Genomic DNA, 21,821 nt, shown 5'->3' with positions numbered 1-21,821 from the left:
GCTTCGGCGCCGTCTTCACATGGGACACGATCCTGTAATGCGTGATGTTCTTTCCGGATGGGGTCATACTCCGACCCAGACGGTACGGTTTTCGATGCGCACCGGATAGGCGTTGACCGATTTCTCCGGGGCTTCAAGGCATTCGCCGCTTTGCAGATCGAAATGATGCTTGTAGATGGGGGACGCGACCACGATGCGCTCGCCCAGATTGCCGACCAGTCCGCGCGACAGCACGCTGGCCTGTGCATTCGGATCGTAGTTGTCGATGGCGAACAGACGCTCACCACCGTCATTGACATGGAATACGGCGACATGGCGGTCTTTCACCAACGCACAGATTCCGGTGTTGGGAACGATGTCGTCGACTGAACACACGGCGTTCCAGCTTGTTGTTTCGATTTCGTTGCTCATGGTGTTCAATCCTTATGCTGCTTGGGAAATGATGGGAATATAAACTTTGCGTTCCTGCGGGGTAGCGGGGCGAATCTGGCCGCGTTCCTCCACAAAGACCACGTTCTGGTCAGGCTGATCGCTATTGACGAACTGGCGGAAACGCTTGCGTGTTTCGACGTCGGTCACCGCGTTCTTCCATTCGCACTCGTAGGTGTCGACTACATGCTGCATGTCGGTTTCGAGTTCGGCGGCAAGGCCGAGCTTGTCCTGGATGACGACTTCCTTCAGGTAATCAAGGCCGCCTTCCAGGTTGTCGCGCCAGACGCTGGTGCGCTGCAGACGGTCGGCGGTACGGATATAGAACATCAGGAAGCGATCGATGTATTTGATCAGGTCTTGCTTCGACAAGTCCGACGCCAGCAGCTCAGCATGACGCGGCTTCATGCCGCCATTGCCGCATACGTACAGGTTCCATCCTTTTTCGGTGGCGATCACGCCGACATCCTTGCCTTGCGCTTCCGCGCATTCGCGTGTGCAGCCGGAGACGCCGAACTTGATCTTGTGCGGTGCGCGCAAGCCCTTGTAGCGGTTCTCGAGTTCGATCGCGAGGCCGACGCTGTCGTCGACACCGTAGCGGCACCAGGTCGAGCCCACGCAGGATTTGACGGTACGCAGCGATTTGCCATACGCATGTCCCGACTCGAACCCGGCATCGATCAGCTCTTCCCAGATTGCTGGCAATTGATCGACGCGCGCGCCGAACAGGTCGACCCGCTGGCCGCCGGTGATCTTGGTGTACAGGCCGTATTTCTTGGCGACCTGGCCGACTGCGATCAGGCCATCGGGCGTCACTTCGCCGCCCGGCATCCGGGGCACGACCGAATAGGTGCCGTCTTTCTGGATATTACCGAGGAAGTAATCGTTGGAATCCTGCAGGCTGGCGTGGTCCTTGTTGAGGACGAAGTCGTTCCAGCAGGATGCAAAAATGCTTGCAGCAACCGGTTTGCAGATGTCGCAGCCGAGGCCCTTGCCATGGGTTGCCAGCAATGCTTCGAACGTCTTGATCTTGCCGACGCGGATCAGATGAAAAAGCTCCTGGCGTGAATAGGCAAAGTGTTCGCACAGGTGATTGTTCACCGCGAGCCCCTGCTTTTTCATTTCGGCCTTCATCACCTGCGTCACCAGCGGCACGCAGCCGCCGCAAGCCGTTCCGGCCTTGGTGCAAGCCTTGAGGTCGCCGATCGTGGTGCAGCCGCCTGCGACCGCGTCGCATAGCTGGCCTTTGGATACATTGTTGCAGGAACAGATCTGTGCGGATGCCGGCAGGGCGTCTACGCCAAGTCCCGGTTTCGCCTTGCCATCGCTTTGCGGCAGGATCAGGAATTCCGGGTCCGCCGGCAACTCGATCTTGTTGAGCATCATCTGCAGCAGCGTGCCGTATTCGGCGGCATCGCCGACCAGCACGGCACCTAGCAATTCCTTGCCGCACTCGGACACCACGATCTTCTTGTAGATCTGTTTGCGCTCGTCGGTGAACTGGTAGGCGCGGCTGCCCGCCACATTGCCGAGCGCGTCGCCGATGCTGGCGACATCGACACCCATCAGTTTGAGCTTGGTGCTCATGTCGGCGCCGGCGAACTCGACTGCCTCACCTGCCAGATGCCTCGCGGTGATACGCGCCATTTCATAACCCGGCGCGACCAGGCCAAAAATCTGGCCGTTCCAGAGCGCGCACTCGCCGATTGCATAGATGTCCGGGTCCGTCGTCAGGCAATTGTTATCAATGACGACGCCGCCGCGCGGACCGACTTCGAGTCCGCTCTGGCGCGCGATTTCATCGCGCGGCCGGATTCCGGCGGAGAATACGATCATGTCGGTTTCGAGATGTGTGCCGTCGGCGAACACCATGCGATGGCGAGCCTGTTCGCCATCGACGATTTCGACCGTGTTCTTCTGGGTATGGACGCTGACGCCGAGATCTTCGATCTTCTTGCGCAGCATGCGCCCGCCCGCATCGTCAACTTGCACAGCCATCAGGCGCGGCGAGAATTCGACGACATGGGTTTGCAGGTTCATGTCGCGCAGCGCCTTCGCGCACTCGAGACCGAGCAGACCGCCGCCGATAACCACGCCGCTCTTCGAGCGGCTGCCGCATTCCAGCATACCTTCCAGGTCTTCGATGGTACGGTAGACGAAGCAATCCTTGCGGTCCTTGCCGGGCACCGGTGGGACGAAAGGATAGGAACCGGTGGCAATGACCAGTTTGTCGTAGGAGAGGACGTCGCCGCTGCTGACGGTGACGGTCTTGTTGTCGCGATCGATCGCAGTAGCTCGTGTATTCAGGTTGAGCAGCAGGTTGTCCCGATCGAAGAAGCCTGGCGATACCAGCGACAGATCGGCCGCCGATTTTCCGGAAAAGAATTCCGACAGATGCACGCGGTCGTAAGCAGCACGCGGCTCTTCGCACAGCACCGTGACTTCCGCATCGCGGATACCGGTGTCGTCGAGGCTTTCGAGGAATTTATGTCCCACCATGCCGTGGCCGATAACGAGGATTTTCATAGGCTTTCCTTATGCGGTAATGTTGGGTGAGCTCAGCAGAGCTGCATGTTGTCCAGGGTTTTGGTAGCCGGATGTGCAGCGGAGGCACGCAGGGCGATGCCGGCGGATTGCATCAAGGCGCTTGTCGCCAATGCACCGCGGCGGAGCGGCAGAATGAGATGGCTCAATAGCGTGAGGACGGCAGCATTGCTGTTCCTGGTCCGATTCTTCGTATGGAAGAAGTCGATGTCTGTCGTTTTCGTTGACATATGTAAACCTAAACCCTATACGCGCACTGGGGTTGCAGCCAGTTGGCTGCCACTTCAGCACCCGGGACACCATTGCCCGAAGAGCCCGACGTTGGGCTGCTAATCTTGTAAAGCGCTATTGCTTCAATCCAACTTTAGCAATCGGCATGCCAAGTGAATTACACAAGTTTTAACGGAATTCAGGCGCGATGCGCATCAAAGTGGGATGCCATGCATTACGGCAGAGCGCCGCGTCGCGGGAACCGCACTGAAAAAGTGCAGGGAGGAAGTGTTGGCAAAACGATGTGATGCCGATGTCGCAGGCGGTTGGGTCGTCGATGGCGTTGGCGCGGTCATTCGGCGATTAACCGGACTGCTGGCCGGGTGCGCGGGGGCAGGGCGGTAATTGGTCTCGTCATGTCTTCAGGCTACCTTACGCCCGGTTCGGCGCTCGGCAATGGACGTCGCCTTTGGCCGTCATCGAAAGGCCGCAGCGACGGTAAAAATTCCAGAATCAGGAACTTTACATATGCCCGGTTTCTGCCGGCGCATTCCACCAGTTGTCATGACGTCCGTCCATGTATTGCACCGGCGCAGCGGCAAGTTCCGCCGGTGTGGCATTGTCAAGGCATGCAAGATTGATCGAGACATAGGCGCCGCCGATTTCCGGAATGTCGCCGCGGCTGAAGGAATGCACGCCGCAGTGGTGGCAGAACAGATGCTCCGCCTGTTTGGAGTTGAAACGGTAAGTGCTCAGCTCAGACTCGCCGGACAATAATCGGAATGCGTCCGGTTTTACCAGCGCTCCCCAGCGCCTGAGTTTCGAGCAGATGCTGCAGTTGCAGCGGCTGGTGCCGGCATCCAGGTCGATATCCGCTTCGTAACGAACTGCGCCGCAGTGGCAGCTTCCATGATAGGTTTTTTTCATTTCGTTTCTCATCAAGTTGATTCAGGAACAATTCTAGACGCAGGCTCCTGACAGCATATTGTCAGGAGTGGGTGGTCTTCAGGGTATGCAGAGCAACAGGGTCTTGCAATCAAACAGACAATGATTGCAAGATCTGATCGGCGCAGGGATTGAACGGATTGGTATCAATATCTCCGCAGGTCGTGCAGATAGCGGCAGAAGTTTTCTACGGATGATGCCTATTCTCAAGATGACAAAAGTTAATTCAATTGCGCAGGCAGGATTCGCTTTGCATGATCTTCGGCAAAGATGCGAGCGGCGCGTCCGCTAGGATAGATGGGTGCCACTTAATGACTGGCGTTAGCGTGAGGCACAAAGGGTCTGCATCTCTATGGGTGCCAGGCCCTTTTTCGTCATTGGTGGCTGCACGGTGTTTGATCGATTGGATTCGCCATAATATCGCGACCCTGGAACGATTCATGATTTGCAACATTTTCGATGGAGTGGTCACCTTGTAGAGCCCTAAAAAGTGTCGTGCCCAAATTAATTCTGTTTCGCATTCAAGGAAAATCATGACGCGTGCGCCGAACCGCAGTATGTCCTTAACCGCACATCGACTCCTCAAACCTTCGGTGATCTTAGAGGGGCAACCTTTCCCGCTCGGTGCTACATGGGATGGATTGGGCGTGAACTTCGCACTGTTTTCCGCGCATGCGATCAAGGTGGAGCTTTGCCTGTTCGACATCGACGGTACAAGGGAACTGGAACGGATCGAATTGCCCGAATATACCGATGAAGTCTGGCACGGCTATCTGCCGGCGGCACGGCCGGGAACGGTCTACGGCTATCGCGTCTATGGCCCCTACGAGCCGGAAGCCGGACATCGCTTCAATCCGAACAAGCTGTTGATTGACCCCTACGCCAAACAGTTGGTGGGCAAGCTTATCTGGGGCCCCGAACTGTTTGCATACCAGCTTGATTCTCCGGACAAGGATCTGTCGTATGACGAACGCGACAGTGCGGCTTTCGTCCCCAAATGCCGCGTGATCGATCCGGCCTTTACCTGGGGCGCCGCGCACCGGCCGCAAGTCTCCTGGGAAAGCACCATCTTCTATGAAATGCACGTAAAAGGGTTCACCGCGCTGAACGATCGCATTCCGAAGGAAGAGCGGGGCACGTTCGCAGGTCTGGCCCATGCCGAAGTGGCGAGGTATTTACGCGCTCTTGGCGTGACGACCGCCGAGCTGCTGCCTATTCATGCCTTTATCCACGATAGCTATCTGGCTGAAAAACAGTTGAAGAACTATTGGGGATACAACTCCATCGCATTCTTCGCGCCGCATTCGGAGTACCTGCATTCGGCATTCGCCAACGAGTTCAAGGAAATGGTGAATCAATTCCACGCGGCGGATATTGAAGTCGTTCTCGATGTGGTCTACAACCACACCGCCGAAGGTAATGAGCTTGGCCCCACGCTATCGCTCAAGGGTATCGATAACGCCAGCTATTACCGCCTGATGCCGGACAACAGGCGCTTTTACATCAACGATACGGGCACGGGAAATACGGTCAATCTTTCTCATCAGCGCGTTTAGCAAATGGTCACGGATTCGCTGCGTTACTGGGTGCAGGAAATGCATGTGGACGGATTCCGCTTCGATCTTGCCACCATTCTTGCGCGCGAGCCTTACGGGTTTGATGAAGGCGGCGGTTTCCTGGATGCCTGCCGGCAGGACCCGGTGCTGTCGAGCGTGAAGCTGATCGCGGAACCATGGGATATTGGGCCGGGCGGCTATCAGGTCGGGCGGTTTCCTCCAGGCTGGGCGGAGTGGAACGACAAATTCCGCGATACGGTCCGCGCGTTCTGGAAAGGCGATACCGGCAAGCTTGCCGACTTCGCCTCGCGTATCTCAGGTTCCGGCGATTTGTCAGGTTCCGGCGATTTGTTCAACAAGCGGGGACGACGGTCTTGGGCGAGCGTCAATTTCATTTGCGCGCATGATGGATTTACCCTGAATGATCTGGTTTCTTACGACGAAAAGCAAAACGAAGCCAATGGTGAGGAAAACCGGGACGGCCACTCCAATAATCATTCCTGGAACCACGGTATGGAAGGACCAACCGACGATCCGGACATCAACGCATTGCGCGAACGGCAGAAGCGCAACATGATGGCAACCCTGGTGCTTTCGCGCGGCACACCGATGATCCTGGCAGGAGATGAATTCGGCAATACCCAGCGCGGCAACAACAATGCCTATGCTCAGGACAATGAAATCGCCTGGCTGGAGTGGGACAAGATATCGGCGAATGATCGACGCATGCTTGGATTTACCAAGAAATTACTGGAAATCCGAAAGAGCTTTCCCATCCTGCATCGCGGCCGATTCCTGACCGGTAACTACAACGAAGAGCTAGAAGTAAAGGACGTGACGTGGCTGGCGTCCGATGCGAGCGAAATGACTAAAGGGCACTGGGCGGACACCAACGCCAAATGCTTCGGCATGCTTCTCGATGGACGGGCTCAGCCTACCGGAATCAAGAAAATTGGTTCCGACGCCACGTTACTTCTCGTCTTTAACGCTCATCATGATGTGGTCAACTTCACGCTTCCGACCGTGCCGGACGACGGACACTGGGTGGCCCTGGTCGATACCAACGACCCGGATCGCACCGATCGGCTTACCTTTGATTATGGCCACGTCTACACGGTTACAGGCCGGTCGTTGCTTCTATTTGCGCTAGCCAGCGATGACAGGCAGGCGTGGCAATTGCGCGACCCGGCTGGTTCGCTCAAGCACATTGACGCATTGGTCACGCGCGAGGCCTGATGAACAGGAGAAATGACACGAAACAGTGAATCCATTGCGGCTGATATGTCGTATATACCTTGGCAGTTCCAAACATAAATTACTTAATCGAGGTATTCCATGCGCACATTTTCTTCCGCCGTCATCATTGCGGCCGCTCTGGCAACAGCCAACATTGCAACCGCACAGAACGTCATGGTTGGCGGCCAAAGCATGCTGCCGTCCAAAGACATCATAGACAACGCAGTCAATTCCGCCGATCACACCACGTTGGTCACAGCCGTCAAGGCGGCCGGCCTGGTCGATACCCTCAAGGGCAAAGGCCCCTTTACGGTGTTTGCCCCGACCAATGCCGCATTCGGCAAGCTGCCCGCCGGGACCGTCGAAACCCTGGTAAAGCCAGAAAGTAAGGCAACATTGACCAAAGTCTTGACCTATCATGTGGTCCCCGGCAAATATGACTTCGACGCGCTCCAGGGTGAAATCAAAAAACAAAATGGAAAAGCGCAACTGCCTACTGCCAGCGGCGGCAAGCTGAGCTTCGCAATGAACGGAATGAACAACATTCAGGTCATGGACGAGGCTGGAAATACTGCCAATATCAGTACCTACGACGTCTATCAATCAAACGGCGTTATCAACGTTATTGATACAGTCTTGATGCCGAAATAAGGACTAAGTACTGCGATCGCGTCAAGCACCCGGACAGTATTTGTCCGGGGAAGCGATTATCAGTATGTCCGGTCCTGCACTCCTGACTGATGACAGCAACGACGCTTCCGCCATTTGCATCGAGATGTCCTAGTGCTTGGCCTCGTAACCGCCTGCAATACGCGATATGCGGCGCGTGACTACTCCGGTGTGCCGGAGTCCGAGGCCATTGTGACCGAAACTCCGATGAGCACTGCAACCCGTTACTGGGGCGCTGCCGCGGGCGCCTGCGTTGCTGGTGCCGAAAAAGCCGCCAGCCTTAATTCGGTGAGGACTGTCATGGTTTCTCCGGCACGCACCGTGACGCGTTGAAGCGAGGATTGTGGATTGAATCCTCTAAAGGTAATAAACCGATTGATCGTGAGCGGCCCAAAAGGTGGCTCTGCGATCGAACCTTTCTCGGAGAACAGTGCGCTTGCTCCCATCATGGTTTGAAACTTCGGATACTCTAAATCCGTAACCGGAGGACCGACATACTCACTGTCGTCCGGCTTTGATCCCATACCGATCACATCAAGCGGGATATCACGGGAGGATTTGTTGATAATCTGTATCTTCTCCGAGATACGTGCCAGGCCGCTATCCGGCGTGTCACCTTCTACCGTGTAGATAATCCCTGCCAACACCTGCCCTGCAGGGACGCCGGAGATTCCGGGAACATCCAGATTGCCTTGAACATGTATCTGATTAGGGCCGACATGAGCGCCTGGGTGTAAATGGTCTGTGTGCAGATTGAAGGTGAAATTTCCACCAGCCGGAAAAATCAGGATGTCTCCGCGCCTCTCGACCGTCCATTGGAGCACCAGAGGGCGATTGTTGGCAGTTTTGTGGTATGTCAGGCTCGCGTTGCCAGAGACTGCGGATGCAGATTGCGCCAAAGCCCAATAAGGGCTAAGCAGCAAGGCCATCAACAGAAATAGCGGTTGTCTCGTTCTCATGGTAGATCTCCAATAAAAGTCTAAAAGTGCTCCGTAGGATTGCAGCGTGCATGATCCTTGTACCGCTCCTTTCCCTCTCTGGATATAGCAAACAAATTCTGCTTTTCCATGAATGGCATCGCAGCCAGCTTTTACTTCAATGGGCGTGTTATTGCGCTTGCTGCAAATACTTGCAGCAAGCGTGCCAATTTCGGGCAGGCGCAAGAGACAAGCCGTTAAGCACTTGAAAATCCAAGACTTTTCTCCGATGGGCTTGCGTGGCAGATGGACCAAGGCGTGCATGCCTGAGTTAAGTATTGGATGTTCCCGAACATATTTCGGCGGCCGTTGGAGGACATCCAACACTCGGCTCGGAGCATATGTTGGGGAACATTCCGGATCAGATCCGCAGAGCCCTGGTATTGCGTAAGCAGCATCTATGCGCCGCTGAAGGCACATTAATTCTTGACGCCATCATGCATTCGTTCTGCTACGAGACGGCGAAACAGGGCCATTGCAGGCGCCTCGGTAAACCCTGCCAAAGTAATATAGGCAAATCGCGCCGACGCCTGCAATCTTGGTTTCATCTTCAATTCGATTAAGCGCCCCGCCTTGAAACCCTCGCTTGCCGCTGCCGCAATTCCCAGGAAAATCGCTTGCGACTGCTCAACTACTTCGATCAGGCTGGTGACGTCCTCACATTGGAGCGTGGTCATTTGTGCGGGATTGGCCTGAGGTCCATACTGGTCCACCATCAAACGGGCAACTTCGTCTGACAAGGGCGTAGACGCGATCGGATAGGCGAGTAGCTGCGCCAAGGTCACGGATTTGAACCTGGCAAGAGGATGATCAGCCCGGCACGCAAAACAGGCGCGCAACTCCGCGATGGACTCAATCTGCAGATCCGGGGCCGGCACGACACGCCGCGCGTCGACCACCAGTGCATCCAGTTGACGCGCGCGTAGCTGCAGCAATTGCAGTTCGGTCGGGCCACGCGTAATGCTGACACGGACCGCAGGCTGATGCACTGCCATGTAGCGCAGCAATGGGGTCATTAGCAGGGCGCCTGGCCCCGACCCGAGTCCAACTCGGATGGCGCCGCCCCCGCCTTGTTGAAACAGTTCTGCAAGGCGGCGCAGTTCCGAGGCGTCATGCACGATTTGACGCGCGCGTTTCACCACATCTTGCCCTAAAGGCGTGAGTTCATTGCGCTTGCCGATGCGATCCAGCAGCCGTCCGTCCAGTTCTTCTTCCAGCGTCTGAATACTGCGGCTCAATGCAGATTGCGTAATGAACAGCCGCTCCGCCGCTCTACTGAATGACCCGGTTTCTGCGAGGGTGAGCAGGTGCTCAAGATGTTTGATATTCATCTGGCTATTCCAAAATCTCATTAGAACCAGAAAAATAATACATTGGACACATTGAAAACAGAAGCCGTAGGATGCAGACGTTGTCATTTAACCCTACCGATAGGACAGAACATGCACAGAACGAAGCGCACCACCCTCCGCAGCATCGGAATTTTGGTTGCCGGATTGGCATTGAGCATCACTGCCTTTGCGCAGCAGTTCCCCGTCAAGCCGGTAACGCTATTGGTGCCTTATCCCGCCGGCGGCCTGTCCGATTTCATCGCGCGCACGGTGAACACTTCCCTGTCCAAAAATCTTGGTCAACCGGTGATCGTCGAGAACGTCGGCGGCGGTAGCGGATCCATTGCGGCGCAGAGATTGCTCAACTCCCCGTCGGACGGGCACTTGATCTTCCAGGGGTCGCCGAATGAACTCATTCTTGCACCGTTGGCAAACGCGGCCATCAAGTTCAAGAGCGAGGATTTCCGCCTGGTGCAGATGATCTCGACGGCACACATCGCATTCCTGGTTCGTAAGGACCTGCCCGTCAATGATGTGGATGGATTTATCGCCTATGCGCGCAAGATGGCGAAAGAAGGCAAATCGGTGACGTATGCCAGCGTTGGGCCCGGTTCGTTCTATCATCTCCTGGGCGAACATATGTCCAAGGTCACGGACACGCCGATGGTCCATGTTCCCTACAGAGGGGCGGCTCCCGCCGAGCAGGATCTGATCAGTGGCAATGTGGACATGTTTCTGGCGCCATACGGCAAGAAATACGACAGCCTGCATAAGCAGGGCAAGCTCAAGGTGCTGGCGATGCTCAATCATGAGCGGATTGAAAGCGTAAAAGAGTATCCGGCTATCAGCGAAAGCAAGGTACTCAAGGACTTCACTTTCAATATCTGGACCGGATATTTTGTGAAGACCGACACGCCGGAGCACGTAGTGCGTGCTCTGCACAAGGCGATCACCGAAACGCTGAACGACCCGGTCGTGCGCAGTAGCATGGAAAGCAATAGCCAATTGATGCCTCAGTCGCTGCCGCTGAGCGCCGTAGGAAAAGCCTACGCGGAAGGCACTGCCCAGTTCCGTGCCATCGCAAAATCCATCAACCTCCAGCCCCAGTGAGCTCAATGAAAGACATTCTGAAAGAGATGCATGCGCAAAGTTCGGAATTCATTGAACTGCGTAGAGACATTCATCGCCATCCGGAACTGGGTTTTCAAGAGCTGCGCACCAGTGAACTGGTGGCCCAGCGCCTTCGAAACTGGGGGTATGAAGTCACTACCGGGATGGGTGCAACAGGCGTAGTGGGTCAGCTCAGGCGCGGGAACGGAAGCCGGCGTTTGGGTCTGCGCGCCGACATGGACGGACTCCCCGTCCAGGAAGCCACCGGCCTGCCTTATGCCAGCTGCCGCGCCGGCGTGATGCATGCATGCGGACATGACGGTCATACCGCGACGCTGCTGGCAGCGGCAAAGTATCTGGCAAGCCGCGGCGACTTCAATGGAACACTGAACCTGATCTTTCAGCCAGCCGAGGAGGGCTTGGGGGGCGCCAAGAGGATGATGGAAGACGGGCTATTTGACAGGTTTCCGTGTGATGCCATCTTCGCCCTGCATAACATGCCGGGCTTTCCGGTGGGCCAGTTCCTATTCAGAGCTGGTCCGGCAATGGCGTCGAGCGAGAACATTACCATCGGGCTGGAAGGCACGGGCGGGCATGGAGCGATGCCGCATGTGGCTGTCGACCCCGTCGTAGCAGGGGCGTCGATCGTGATGGGGCTGCAAACAATCGTCTCGCGTAATGTACCTCCGCTGGAAATGGCCGTCATTACCGTTGGCTCGTTTCAAGCGGGCCAGACCAATAATGTCATCCCGCAGAGCGCCACGCTACGGCTGAGCGTCCGGGCGCTCGACCGGAAGGTGCATGAGTTACTCAAGCAGCGTATCCGAGAGCTGGTCGAATTGCAGGCCGCGAGTTATGGCGTACGCGCACAGGTCGGGTTCGAGGGCGGATATCCAGTCCTGGTCAACACGGAGGCTGAAACGGAGCTTGCCCGCGACGTGGCGCTGGAACTGGTGGGCGCGGATCGAGTGGTACCTCAGACCGCAGCACTCAGCGGTAGCGAGGACTTTGCTTTCATGCTGGAAAAAGTGCCAGGAAGTTATTTTTTTATCGGTAACGGTGACGAAGCAACGGGAGGGGCCGCCGCATGCATGGTGCATAACCCGGGTTACGACTTCAATGACCAGATTCTTGCAGCGGGAGCGGCTTACTGGGTATCACTGGCCGAACGTTATCTACAGTAGGACGCATTGTCTCATTCGGTGGCCGGGCACGATGTCACCGTGCTCTTCAACCGCAAGATATCATCGCGGCAAACGCCGCGCTAGAAGCCCGGCCTTTTCCAAACTCAAGAATGCGCTCATAAAAACGCTGTCCGCGCTTCTTCGAGTCGTTCAGCTTCAAAGCTCTTCCGCTCATTTTCATCGCTGCCTCTTGGCATCAAGCTCGTAGTTTTCCATCTGAATTGATTCTTGTATCAAACCAACACGAGATCGAGCTGTCTTAAGCCGCAGGTAAGTTCTCTTTACAGCTCCCAGGAATACTTTCCCGAGTTCCTGATTCCTGTCGGCCACGGTCTCTATAAAAGCAGGCGATACGACATCACAGATGCGGTTCAGATGAAAAAGCTTCTTGCCAAGCAATTGGAATATATGCGTCTTTTAGGCAACAACTGGCGGTTGTTGCTTATGTGGCCTGCTTGCGCTTTGATTCTGGGAATAATGGGATGGACGACGTTGTTAAATCAGCTCAACGTGGACCGGCAAGTGGCCGAAAATGCCGCTTTAAGAGAAGCAGGTGCGCTGGCACGAGGCTACGCTGACCATCTGGCTCGCACAATCGAGACCATTGACCAAATACTGCTTCATGTTCGATACGAATGGAAGTTAACAAGAGGAAATCTTCAGCTCGAGTCAGTCAATGAGCATGGACTGTTTCCGTCTACCTCTGATTTCAATGTCGGCATTACTGACCGTACTGGATTACTTCTGACCAATACCATAGGAGGAAGGGCCAACGTACCACCTGCCACAGACCGGGCCTACTTTTACGTACAACGAGGAACCGATGACGACGTTCTTTACGCTGGCGAAGCTGCCATGGGAAGAGCTTCAAAAAGAAGCGTCATTCATTTTTCACGCAAAATCGTCGCGGACGATGGTGGTTTCGACGGCGTGGTCAGAGCTTCCATCTCACCAGAGTACCTGACAGCCAACCACGACCCTATCATTCTTGGAGAGAACGGTTTGATAGGAATTATTGGCCTGGATGGACTTGTTCGGGCAGTACGTACGGGTAACAAGGTCTACCAATGGAATGAACAGTCGATGACCTCTGTGCCACGGCTGTCTCTGAAGAGCGGAGCAAGCTTATTGAGCGGCAATGAATGGTTTTCCGACAAGCGTAGCCGGTTCATCGGTTGGGACAGGATGGATAAACATCCCCTGATTGCCGTCGTTGGCCTGGATGAAGAAGGAGCGCTTGCTGCCTACCGGAATAGCCGTGCGCTTGCAATTAGGCGCGCCATACAAAACACTACGGCATTAGCCGTATTCGCTCTGATTGCGATGGGACTGACATTTCGGCTCGCATGGAGAAAGCATCAAGTGCAACAAATTGAAGCCACTTATCGGATGGCGACTGAAGGAGGAAATGAAGGTTTCTATATCGCTCGTCCCATCCGTGATGAGAACGGAACGATTGCCGACTACGTGGTTATTGACTGCAACCGGCGCGGTGCGGAGTTTTTGCAATTACGGAGAGAAGAACTCGTCGGAAGGAGATTCTCCATTTTTTATCCGGCCAGCACATTGGAACACCGAATGGAGATATTTGAGCAGGCAATGGAAAAAGGGATATATGAGGGTGATCTGGAGGAACCTTCTGACGGCCCGCTCATTGCACGCTGGGTTCATCTTAAGGTTATGCGGTCAGGCGACGACCTGGCGGTAACACTACGCGACATTAGTGATACCAAACGGCATATAGAGGAGCTGGAACGGCGTAGCAACGAAGATGCGCTGACGGGGCTTCCCAATCGTCAATGGGTTCAGAACCGGCTTCCGATAGTCATCGAACGTGCCGCAGAGAAGAGCTTGATGCTGGCGCTCCTGTTTATTGACCTGGATGGGTTCAAGGCGGTGAACGATACGGTCGGACACGAGGCAGGCGACGAAGTATTGCGCAATGCCGCTCGCCGTCTGAAAGTCGCTGTGCGGCCACACGACCGTGTGGCAAGGCTTGGCGGTGATGAGTTTGTCGTTATCATTGAACACATCACGCGGAAAGCGGATGCTGCTCATGTTGCCGAACGAATTCTTCATGCGTTCGCTGACGGGTTCAGGCTTTTTGGCGGAACACATTCTGTCGGGACATCCATTGGCATCAGCGTGTTCCCAAATGATGGGGGCGATGCAGAGAGCCTCCTCCGCCATGCCGATATTGCGATGTATTCGGTAAAGTTGAGTGGAAAGAGGAATTATCGCTTTTACGATGCGAAGTACAGCGATGTATTGCGCGCCCGTACCCAGAAGGAGGAAGAACTTCGCTATGCAATAGAGCACAACCAATTTGTCGTGCACTATCAACCGCGGGTGGATATTTTTACCGGTATTACTTCAAGCATGGAAGCCTTAGTTCGCTGGGCGCATCCGACGAAAGGCTTGATTGGTCCAAACGATTTTATTTCCCTGGCCGAAGAAACGGGCCTGATCCTGCGTTTGGGGGAGTTGGTTATTGACCTAGTGTGCGCTCAGCTGGCCCACTGGTCGAATCGAGGCCAGGAGTTGGTTCCTGTATCTGTCAACGTATCGTCTCGCCAGTTTAACGAGACCGACGTTGCCAACATTATTTCGTCATCCTTGGCTCGACACAACATTGACCCGAAGCATGTCGAGATTGAACTGACGGAATCGTCAATGATGGGGGAAGCGGCCGCCGATGCGCTTGCCTCAATACAGAAAATCGGTATCAAAATACTTGTTGACGATTTTGGAACCGGTTATTCATCGTTGTCGCAACTTCAAAAAATGGATTTTGATGTACTTAAAGTTGACCAAGCCTTCACCTCTCAATTGGAAGCGAGTGAAGAAGGGACTGTGTTCTTTAAGACCATCATTACGATGGCACATACCTTGGGGATGAAGGTAGTGGCTGAGGGTGTCGAAAATATAGAACAGGTGAAGATACTCAAGGATCTCAAATGCGACGAGATACAGGGGTTTTATATCTCAAAGCCATTACCTCCTTCAGAGAAACAACCTATTTTGCCCAGATTCTTTCTTCCGTCGACGGCCTGACCGTTGTGGTGATACATTGATACAGAAAATCTACCAAAAACCGTGGGCGAAATAAATCCCGCAGTGTTGTCCCACTATTGTCGAATTAGCGAATAGGTTTTGCCCTCTACGCGTCGTCGCTCGAAAATAGAAAAGGCTCTCGCAATGAGAGCCTTTCTCTAATGGCAGTGCCAGGCGGCGTCAGGTGCGCGGCAGCTTGAACACGCTCGCCGCTTCAGCCAACTCGCCGGCCTGCGACTGCATCGATGCCGATGCCGCGGCAGCTTCTTCCACAAGCGCAGCGTTCTGCTGAGTCACCTGATCCATCTGGGTGATGGCCAGGTTCACCTGCTCGATGCCGGTGGTCTGTTCGGCGCTGGCGGCCGCGATTTCACTGATGATATCGGTAACCCGGCGCACGCTGGTCACGACTTCCTTCATCGTGGCGCCGGCCTGGTCGACGAGCGTGGTCCCGGTATGAACCTTGTCCACGGAGTCGCCTATCAGGCCCTTGATCTCCTTGGCGGCGGCGGCCGAGCGCTGTGCCAAAGTGCGTACCTCGGCAGCTACTACTGCAAAGCCGCGGCCTTGCTCGCCGGCGCGTGCGGCTTCAACCGCAGCATTGAGCGCCAGGATGTTCGTCTGGAAGGCGATGCCGTCGATGACACCGATGATGTCGGCGATCTTGTTGGCCGAGTCATTGATAGCTGTCATTGTGTCAACCACTTCGGCTACGACGTCTCCACCTTTGCCTGCGACAGCTGATGCGACCATGGCAAGCTGATTCGCCTGGCGGGCGTTGTCCGCGTTCTGCTTGACGGTTGAGGTCAACTCTTCCATGGAGGAGGCCGTCTCCTCGAGCGAGGCCGCCTGCTGCTCAGTGCGCGAGGATAAGTCCATGTTTCCCGCAGCAATCTGACTGGATGCTGTGGAGATGGCGTCGGTGCCGGCGCGAACACGGGAGACGATGCTAAGCAGGTTGTCCTGCATTTGCTTCATGGCGAAGAGCAAGCTCGACTTGTCGTTCTGCTTGACGTTGACAGTCTGAGTGAGGTCGCCAGAGGCAATGCGATGTGCAACTCCAGTGGCTTGGTCAGGATCGCCGCCAATGGTGCGCTCGACGCTGCGGATCACAAGGAAGAGGGCGCCGTTCAGGAAGATGCCGATGAAGGAGAGCACAACGAAGTCCTTCCAGAAGTCAGAAACGACTTCATCGCTAAGATCGTCCAGGTAGATGCCGGTCACGAAGCTCCAGTCCCAAGGCTTATAAGTCAGCACGTAGGAACCCTTGGGGAAGGTGGCGGACTGGTCGGGATGGCCGGGCTTTGCCCACACATACTCCACCCAGCCTTGTCCCGGGCCCCGGGCAATCTTTGCCATGTCTCGGAAGAGGTAATTGCCGGCCGGATCCTTGTAATCGCCCATCTCCTTGCCATTCATCTCCGGCTTCATCGGATGCATGATCATTGCGGGCTTGGATGAGACGATGGTGATGTAGCCGTCGACACCGAAGCGCATGTGCTTGATGCGCTCCATGGCTTGAGCCTGCGCATCCTGCAGAGTCATCTTGCCAGCGCCAACCAGCGCTGCGTATTCCTTGACTGTCGATAGGGCGATCTCGGTGGCGTACCTCATGGTGTCTTGCCTGTCTTCGAACCGGGCCACCTTTTTGTCATAAATGCCTATTCCCGTGATCGCCCATAGGCTGATCCAGCAGACGACGAGGGGCACAAAGAGCTTCATGCGAAACGACAGCTTCATATTGATATCTTGGTAAGGATGGGAGGTAGATAAAAAAACATCCCTTCATAAACTGAAGGGATGCGAAATTGGATCTTATGCAAGCTACCCATGCGCGATGGGGAGGCTGCACTTGTGGGCCTGAATGATGGTACACGGCAAATATATGCCCCTAGGCAGGGGATCGGCCACCAGAACAACGATAAGCAGAACCTGCAGGTTCTTTACGTTGTCAGAACCCAACAATTCGCCGATATCCTTGAACATTTTGTCAATGCCGCCGATGGGATGATAAATGTTAGACAACCAGGCGCAGATGCTCCAGGCAGCCGCTGAAGGCGACTGCCTGTCTGGCAAAGGACCGGGAGCGTTGCCGGCCTTTTGTCTTCCCGACCGAGCACTGAGTTCATTTGAGATTATCGAGTGTGATTGAGTCGAATTGAGTCGACGTTTTCCGCCATTCGCCACTGCACCGATGTTAGGCGCAGAAGCCGGGACGCGCAGCAGTTACAAATACCACCTCGCGTCCCAATGCATCGAGTTCGATATCGACGAAGTTTGCCGTTGATTCTTCAACCAATACGGTAATACAGGTTCCTGCTGTGGAAAGCGCATTAACGACACGCATGGACAACCTGCCGTATCGAACATTGCCTTGTCGGGAGCTTAAGCAAAAATCGGGGTTTTCTCGGCCCGTTCGAAAGTTATGCAGACAACCGCTATCTGAATAGAATGCGAAAGCATCATTGTTTACATCTACTACCTGATCGCCGCTACTGTTGCCAGTCCATGATAGGAACGTTGGTACAAATCTGTCTGAACCGCCGCTAATGCCAAGTGATATTTCGCCTCCGCCACAGCCGACGAGTAAAGCTAAAGCGAGTGGGGAGACCCAATTCTTCGCTTCCATAACGCCTCCCGTAGCTGTCGATGCAATAATTATAAGACCGTAGCCGCATATCAATAGTTCGCTTCAACCAGACTATCGGCCTATTGACGGATGTTCGGCCTCGGAATGTCTCGCCAAGCATAACGCGCATAAGCGTTACGAATTCGGCGCCGATGTCAGCATCGCCACCACGCATCATGATGATTTCATCAATGACATGCGTGCGTTGCCGGGCAATCCCTATGATGGACATCCGCTGTGCGCAAGTTTCATGGATTTTACATAAGCCTAATTAGGTCTGTCTTTCGTGTGTAGGTCCCAAGTACAAATGTCGTGTTCCACCCAAGTACAAATGTCGTGTTCCACCCAAATAGAAATGTCGCTTTTTCTATTTGGAAACGCAGACAACTCCAGGGAGTAAGCTGAAGCTATGGACTGGTTTTCACAGGAGACGGCCATGGCGACTTACGGGACCATTACCATGAGCATGCGTGAGGTAGATCGGCTAAAGACAGCACAGGCCGTCGTCGACGGGACTCTGCGAGCGGCCCCACGGCACCAACTCTTCAATCGTCTTGGTGACGCAAATACGGCGGCAATATCGGCGATATGAACTTGACCTCTTTGGCCTGGTCCCGCACCCGTGCTGCCTTGACTTCCATATCGCCCGCCCGGTCTGAATCGTTCGCCGTGCAGGTAGGCCATTGCGCACCACGCGCTGTCGTCCCTGAGCGTCGCGCAGCGCCTGGTGCCAGGCAAGAAATTCCTGCACCTGCGCTTCAACTGCCGCTGGATGATGATTCCGGAAAAACCACCAAGAATACGCCGCCTCATTCCCTCATGTCATACACAACTTCCGAGCATAACTCTATGTCACCGTCTCGCGTGTTGTTCAGAATTAAGCTTCGGAAATGATTAATCGGATTGAGCCCGGCGAAAGGGTTCAATCCGCCAGATAAATGACCTCATAAACCGGCCGTTACAACAGTCCGGTTGTCATCAATAAATATGCGAGCACCTGAAAAAAAATTAGACATGCTGTTTAGATATAAATTTGATAAGGATTAAGGAAGGGTTCAACTGTATCGAAAAGTTACATCATTCAATTGAATTGATTACCAATCTATTTTAACTTGCACATACTCGACAACCACGAATTATGGAGCACTTATGGACACGCAAATAATGCCTCGATGATTGAAGCACCGCGGCGCTTTGATTTCCGCCGCGATATCCGATTCGTTATACGTCTTGACGCCAAGAGCCGATCACCGGGAGACTCAGCATGCACTCGTTGCAAACGCCCCGCTTGGGAAAGATAAAAGGGCGTGCCGGTGTTAAACCAAAGGGTTCGTCAGTGAAGCCAGACGAAGATACGTCGTCCCCAATTACCTTTAGACATTGGAAAGTATTTCACGCCGTTCATGACTGCGGCAGCTTTTCCGATGCCGCCGCCTTTCTCCATCTCAGTCAGCCGACCATTTGTTACACAATCGCCCGGCTCGAAGAGCATCTTGGGATTTCGCTCTATTATGTCGATGGGCGTAAGGTTGTCATCACGGACGCCGGGAAAGCCTTGCTTGATCGGTCCCGCAATCTATTAAAGGGCGCGATTGCGCTCGAGGATTACGCACGCGATCTGAACGACCACACGACCGTGCGCTTATTGTGTTTTGTCGAAAACCTGTTTCCGGTCTCGGCGATAGAACCGATGATTAAGCAATTTTCCGCTGCGGAAGTAATTGTCGATGCGATCGGATCCAAATCACTGCAGCGTGCGCTCAATAGCAAGTTTCCCTGTTTCGCGGTGAGTAGCCGTGTTCTGGAGGGCTGCGTCGGGGAACCGTTGGTCGAGCTTGAATACGTGCCTGTCGTTTGTGCCACGCATCGATTGGCAAATGCAACCGACTTAACAAGCGATATATTGAAGGACCTGCCGGAAGTGATGCTTAGTGATCAAGCACAGTCAGGATGGGCGAGACCGGACATGCGTGGACTGAGACGGAGTAATCCCTTCGTGGTGTCCAACATCGACACTGCGCTGGAGGTGCTGTCCGCAAGCACTGCGTACGCGTGGCTGCCACAGCGTTTATTGCCTGTCGTTGCCCATCAGGCCGGCACCCTCTATCGGGCTTTGCACGGCGTAGGGATGTTCAAGCGTCAATTCTATGTAATTCGGAAAATCGATCTGTCACAGCGAGAGTTGTTCGTACAATTCGCGACGATGCTAAAGGCAAGCATTGCAGCCATTGGCTAATAAGTTGTACCACCGCTAGATAGAGAGGTGGCCCCGGAGATTCAGACAGTAGGATAAGTGGAGGCTTTGCTTCACAATCTTGGCCGGAAGGCCGAATACAGGAGCAACAGCATGACCAAGAGAACAAGGCGGAACCACTCAGGCAGTTTCAAGGCGAAAGTGGCATTGGCGGCGTTACGTGGCGATAAAACGTTGACCGAGATCGCACAGCACTACGAGGTTCATCCGAATCAGGTGACCGAATGGAAGCGGCAATTGCTCCCTGCCGGGTCCGCACATACGTAATTTCCGATGTCCACGCCTGGTTCGGCGCCGCCACATCGAACTGACGATTCAGCAGGTTCGCAGCCACTGGCAAGTCATGCCTGCTGTCAGTGGTATGGATGAACTTACGCTTTCAAACCGGGCGCAACGCGGCTTCTCGCATCAAGCGCCGCACTTGGTGAAGTTCATGAAGTCCGTTTTGTGGATCCAGATTGATTGGTCCACACTGAATGGTTGGGCGTCGGAACGCCCGGCGGAAGATTCTTTTTGAAGCCATTTTTCAGTGTTGTACGAACCTGGTTTCCTAATGTACAAACGTTTCCTGCCATAAGGCGGGCCATACGACCTCGCCACCCGTAATCAAATAAGATGTACGGCCAGAAAACCGGGCGAAACAAAGGGTGGTAGAAAGTATCGGCTTTGCCGGATGTGAGAAGCCGCACTTCTGACGACCGGTATGAGCTTTTCAGATTTTCAGATAAAAAATTTAGCCCGCACCATACAGATGCCGACAAGCTTACCCAATACCTTGGGTTCGCCTCAAACAAGTACACCTTTCCACTTCCTTCTTCAAGTCGCGCATCAACGTTCATCACACCATCATATCCGCTCGATCCACAGAGGATACGCGCAGCTATTTCCAGATAGCTATTGGGAATAAAGCTAATTTTTGCTTCTTCATTCTGAGGGTATGCACGATACTGGATTGCCAGTGCCTGCACTTTTCCTAGTATTGAGAGGATATTTAAGCCAATGTCAACGCCTCGAATGAAGCGCTGTGCGAGCAACGGCTTAAAATCATAACGGTCATCTCCAAGAATAGTTTCAGAATAGTGTTTTTCACTCAAAATGAGCCGCACCCCTTCAGCACCGTGCTGATCCAGCGGTTTTAGAATGAATGGAAGCCCAATCTCACGCACCACTGCTAGAAAGTTCAGCTCGTTCTTAGAGGGGACTAACTGAGTTGAAGGAACGTTCAAATTGTTCTGTTTGCAGAAATCATAAAATCGCCATTTGTTATCAAATAATTCGAGCATTGCATTATCCGGTGCGCGTGCTGTCGTTACTCTTAACTGACGACGGACTTTGTTAACAATTCTCGTGCTCTCACAGTCGACGGAAATCAAAATAGGGCTAGGCACCATTTGAGCACACTGGTTAACCGCCTCCGTAAAGGCGTTTTCATTGTCTTCGTTTAATTCAATAAAAAGAATCTTTGAACACATGTTGGATAAGTGGAGGTACCGGATGTGGCCGGGACAAATCACGACACAATTCGCTCGGGTGAAAGAGTGAATTGCCAGCAGTACTTGCATGATAAATGTTCTGTGCACTCCCACGACAATGAAATTTGATGCTGTAGCCATTTCGTTCTCGCTTTCGCATAATGGATGTGCCACCGTAGTGAGCGCATCAACCGAAATAATCCATCTTAAGGATATAAAGA

At 54.1% G+C, this 21,821-nt stretch carries 14 protein-coding genes and 4 pseudogenes; 8 read left to right on the top strand and 10 right to left on the bottom strand.

The features are described from left to right. Positions 1–63 precede the first annotated feature (63 nt). The 4 genes from nirD to D3871_RS21330 all read right to left on the bottom strand — a co-directional run bounded on the left by nirD (position 64) and on the right by D3871_RS21330 (position 4,110). Positions 64–411, bottom strand: a complete 348-nt coding sequence (gene nirD, locus D3871_RS21345) for a nitrite reductase small subunit NirD (protein WP_119771051.1) — start codon at positions 409–411, stop codon at positions 64–66. Positions 412–423: 12 nt separating this feature from the next. Next, positions 424–2,955, bottom strand: coding sequence for a nitrite reductase large subunit NirB (gene nirB, locus D3871_RS21340; RefSeq protein WP_119771050.1), 2,532 nt, complete (start codon positions 2,953–2,955; stop codon positions 424–426). Positions 2,956–2,987: 32 nt separating this feature from the next. Then, the gene (locus tag D3871_RS21335) at positions 2,988–3,203 is read right to left on the bottom strand and encodes a hypothetical protein (RefSeq protein ID WP_119771049.1); all 216 of its coding nucleotides are present in this window, start codon (positions 3,201–3,203) and stop codon (positions 2,988–2,990) included. A 502-nt stretch (positions 3,204–3,705) separates the two neighbouring features. Continuing rightward, complete coding sequence (locus tag D3871_RS21330; protein WP_119771048.1) at positions 3,706–4,110, bottom strand: GFA family protein; 405 nt, start codon at positions 4,108–4,110, stop codon at positions 3,706–3,708. Positions 4,111–4,685: 575 nt separating this feature from the next. Between D3871_RS21330 and glgX the strand changes: the two are divergent. Together glgX and D3871_RS21320 are read left to right on the top strand one after the other, a co-directional pair. Further along, positions 4,686–6,920: pseudogene (glgX, locus tag D3871_RS21325) on the top strand (glycogen debranching protein GlgX). Between the two features lie 99 nt (positions 6,921–7,019). Next, positions 7,020–7,571 carry a fasciclin domain-containing protein gene (locus tag D3871_RS21320; protein WP_119771047.1) on the top strand — a complete coding sequence of 184 codons (552 nt, stop codon included), beginning with the start codon at positions 7,020–7,022 and terminating at the stop codon, positions 7,569–7,571. Between the two features lie 242 nt (positions 7,572–7,813). On the opposite strand, the gene D3871_RS21315 is transcribed toward D3871_RS21320, so the two are convergent. Together D3871_RS21315 and D3871_RS21310 are read right to left on the bottom strand one after the other, a co-directional pair. Beyond that, on the bottom strand, positions 7,814–8,752 hold the full coding sequence (locus D3871_RS21315) for a hypothetical protein (RefSeq protein WP_147376869.1): 939 nt from the start codon (positions 8,750–8,752) through the stop codon (positions 7,814–7,816). Between the two features lie 233 nt (positions 8,753–8,985). Next, positions 8,986–9,897, bottom strand: coding sequence for a LysR family transcriptional regulator (locus D3871_RS21310; RefSeq protein WP_119771045.1), 912 nt, complete (start codon positions 9,895–9,897; stop codon positions 8,986–8,988). 111 nt (positions 9,898–10,008) lie between these two features. Here D3871_RS21310 and D3871_RS21305 point away from each other — a divergent pair, with 111 nt between their 5' ends. The 3 genes from D3871_RS21305 (at position 10,009) to D3871_RS21295 (ending at position 15,245) form a co-directional block, all read left to right on the top strand. After that, positions 10,009–11,007, top strand: a complete 999-nt coding sequence (locus tag D3871_RS21305) for a Bug family tripartite tricarboxylate transporter substrate binding protein (RefSeq protein WP_119771044.1) — start codon at positions 10,009–10,011, stop codon at positions 11,005–11,007. A 5-nt stretch (positions 11,008–11,012) separates the two neighbouring features. Beyond that, positions 11,013–12,191, top strand: a complete 1,179-nt coding sequence (locus tag D3871_RS21300) for a M20 aminoacylase family protein (protein ID WP_119771043.1) — start codon at positions 11,013–11,015, stop codon at positions 12,189–12,191. Between the two features lie 375 nt (positions 12,192–12,566). Next, positions 12,567–15,245, top strand: a complete 2,679-nt coding sequence (locus D3871_RS21295; RefSeq protein WP_119771042.1) for a bifunctional diguanylate cyclase/phosphodiesterase — start codon at positions 12,567–12,569, stop codon at positions 15,243–15,245. A 180-nt stretch (positions 15,246–15,425) separates the two neighbouring features. On the opposite strand, the gene D3871_RS21290 is transcribed toward D3871_RS21295, so the two are convergent. After that, the gene (locus tag D3871_RS21290; protein WP_233575753.1) at positions 15,426–16,985 is read right to left on the bottom strand and encodes a methyl-accepting chemotaxis protein; all 1,560 of its coding nucleotides are present in this window, start codon (positions 16,983–16,985) and stop codon (positions 15,426–15,428) included. Between the two features lie 457 nt (positions 16,986–17,442). Then, complete coding sequence (locus D3871_RS30005; RefSeq protein ID WP_147376868.1) at positions 17,443–17,874, bottom strand: hypothetical protein; 432 nt, start codon at positions 17,872–17,874, stop codon at positions 17,443–17,445. Between the two features lie 103 nt (positions 17,875–17,977). On the opposite strand from D3871_RS30005, the pseudogene D3871_RS31015 reads away from it, so the two are divergent. Beyond that, a pseudogene (locus D3871_RS31015) lies at positions 17,978–18,112 on the top strand (IS5/IS1182 family transposase); the annotation flags it as partial. Between the two features lie 291 nt (positions 18,113–18,403). On the opposite strand, the pseudogene D3871_RS31750 reads toward D3871_RS31015, so the two are convergent. Next, positions 18,404–18,643, bottom strand: a pseudogene (locus D3871_RS31750) (IS256 family transposase); the annotation flags it as partial. A gap of 495 nt (positions 18,644–19,138) precedes the next feature. Here D3871_RS31750 and D3871_RS21270 point away from each other — a divergent pair. After that, the gene (locus D3871_RS21270) at positions 19,139–20,110 is read left to right on the top strand and encodes a LysR family transcriptional regulator (protein WP_119771038.1); all 972 of its coding nucleotides are present in this window, start codon (positions 19,139–19,141) and stop codon (positions 20,108–20,110) included. A gap of 111 nt (positions 20,111–20,221) precedes the next feature. Next, a pseudogene (locus tag D3871_RS21265) lies at positions 20,222–20,371 on the top strand (transposase); the annotation flags it as partial. 188 nt (positions 20,372–20,559) lie between these two features. Here the strand turns inward: D3871_RS21265 and D3871_RS21260 are convergent. Continuing rightward, on the bottom strand, positions 20,560–21,690 hold the full coding sequence (locus D3871_RS21260; protein ID WP_158598005.1) for an ATP-grasp domain-containing protein: 1,131 nt from the start codon (positions 21,688–21,690) through the stop codon (positions 20,560–20,562). Positions 21,691–21,821 lie beyond the last annotated feature (131 nt).

Source organism: Noviherbaspirillum saxi (assembly GCF_003591035.1).
GTDB classification, from domain to species: domain Bacteria; phylum Pseudomonadota; class Gammaproteobacteria; order Burkholderiales; family Burkholderiaceae_D; genus Noviherbaspirillum; species Noviherbaspirillum saxi.
The sequence above is the reverse complement of the archived record's forward strand: the minus strand, read 5'-3'. Positions and strand labels throughout refer to the sequence as shown.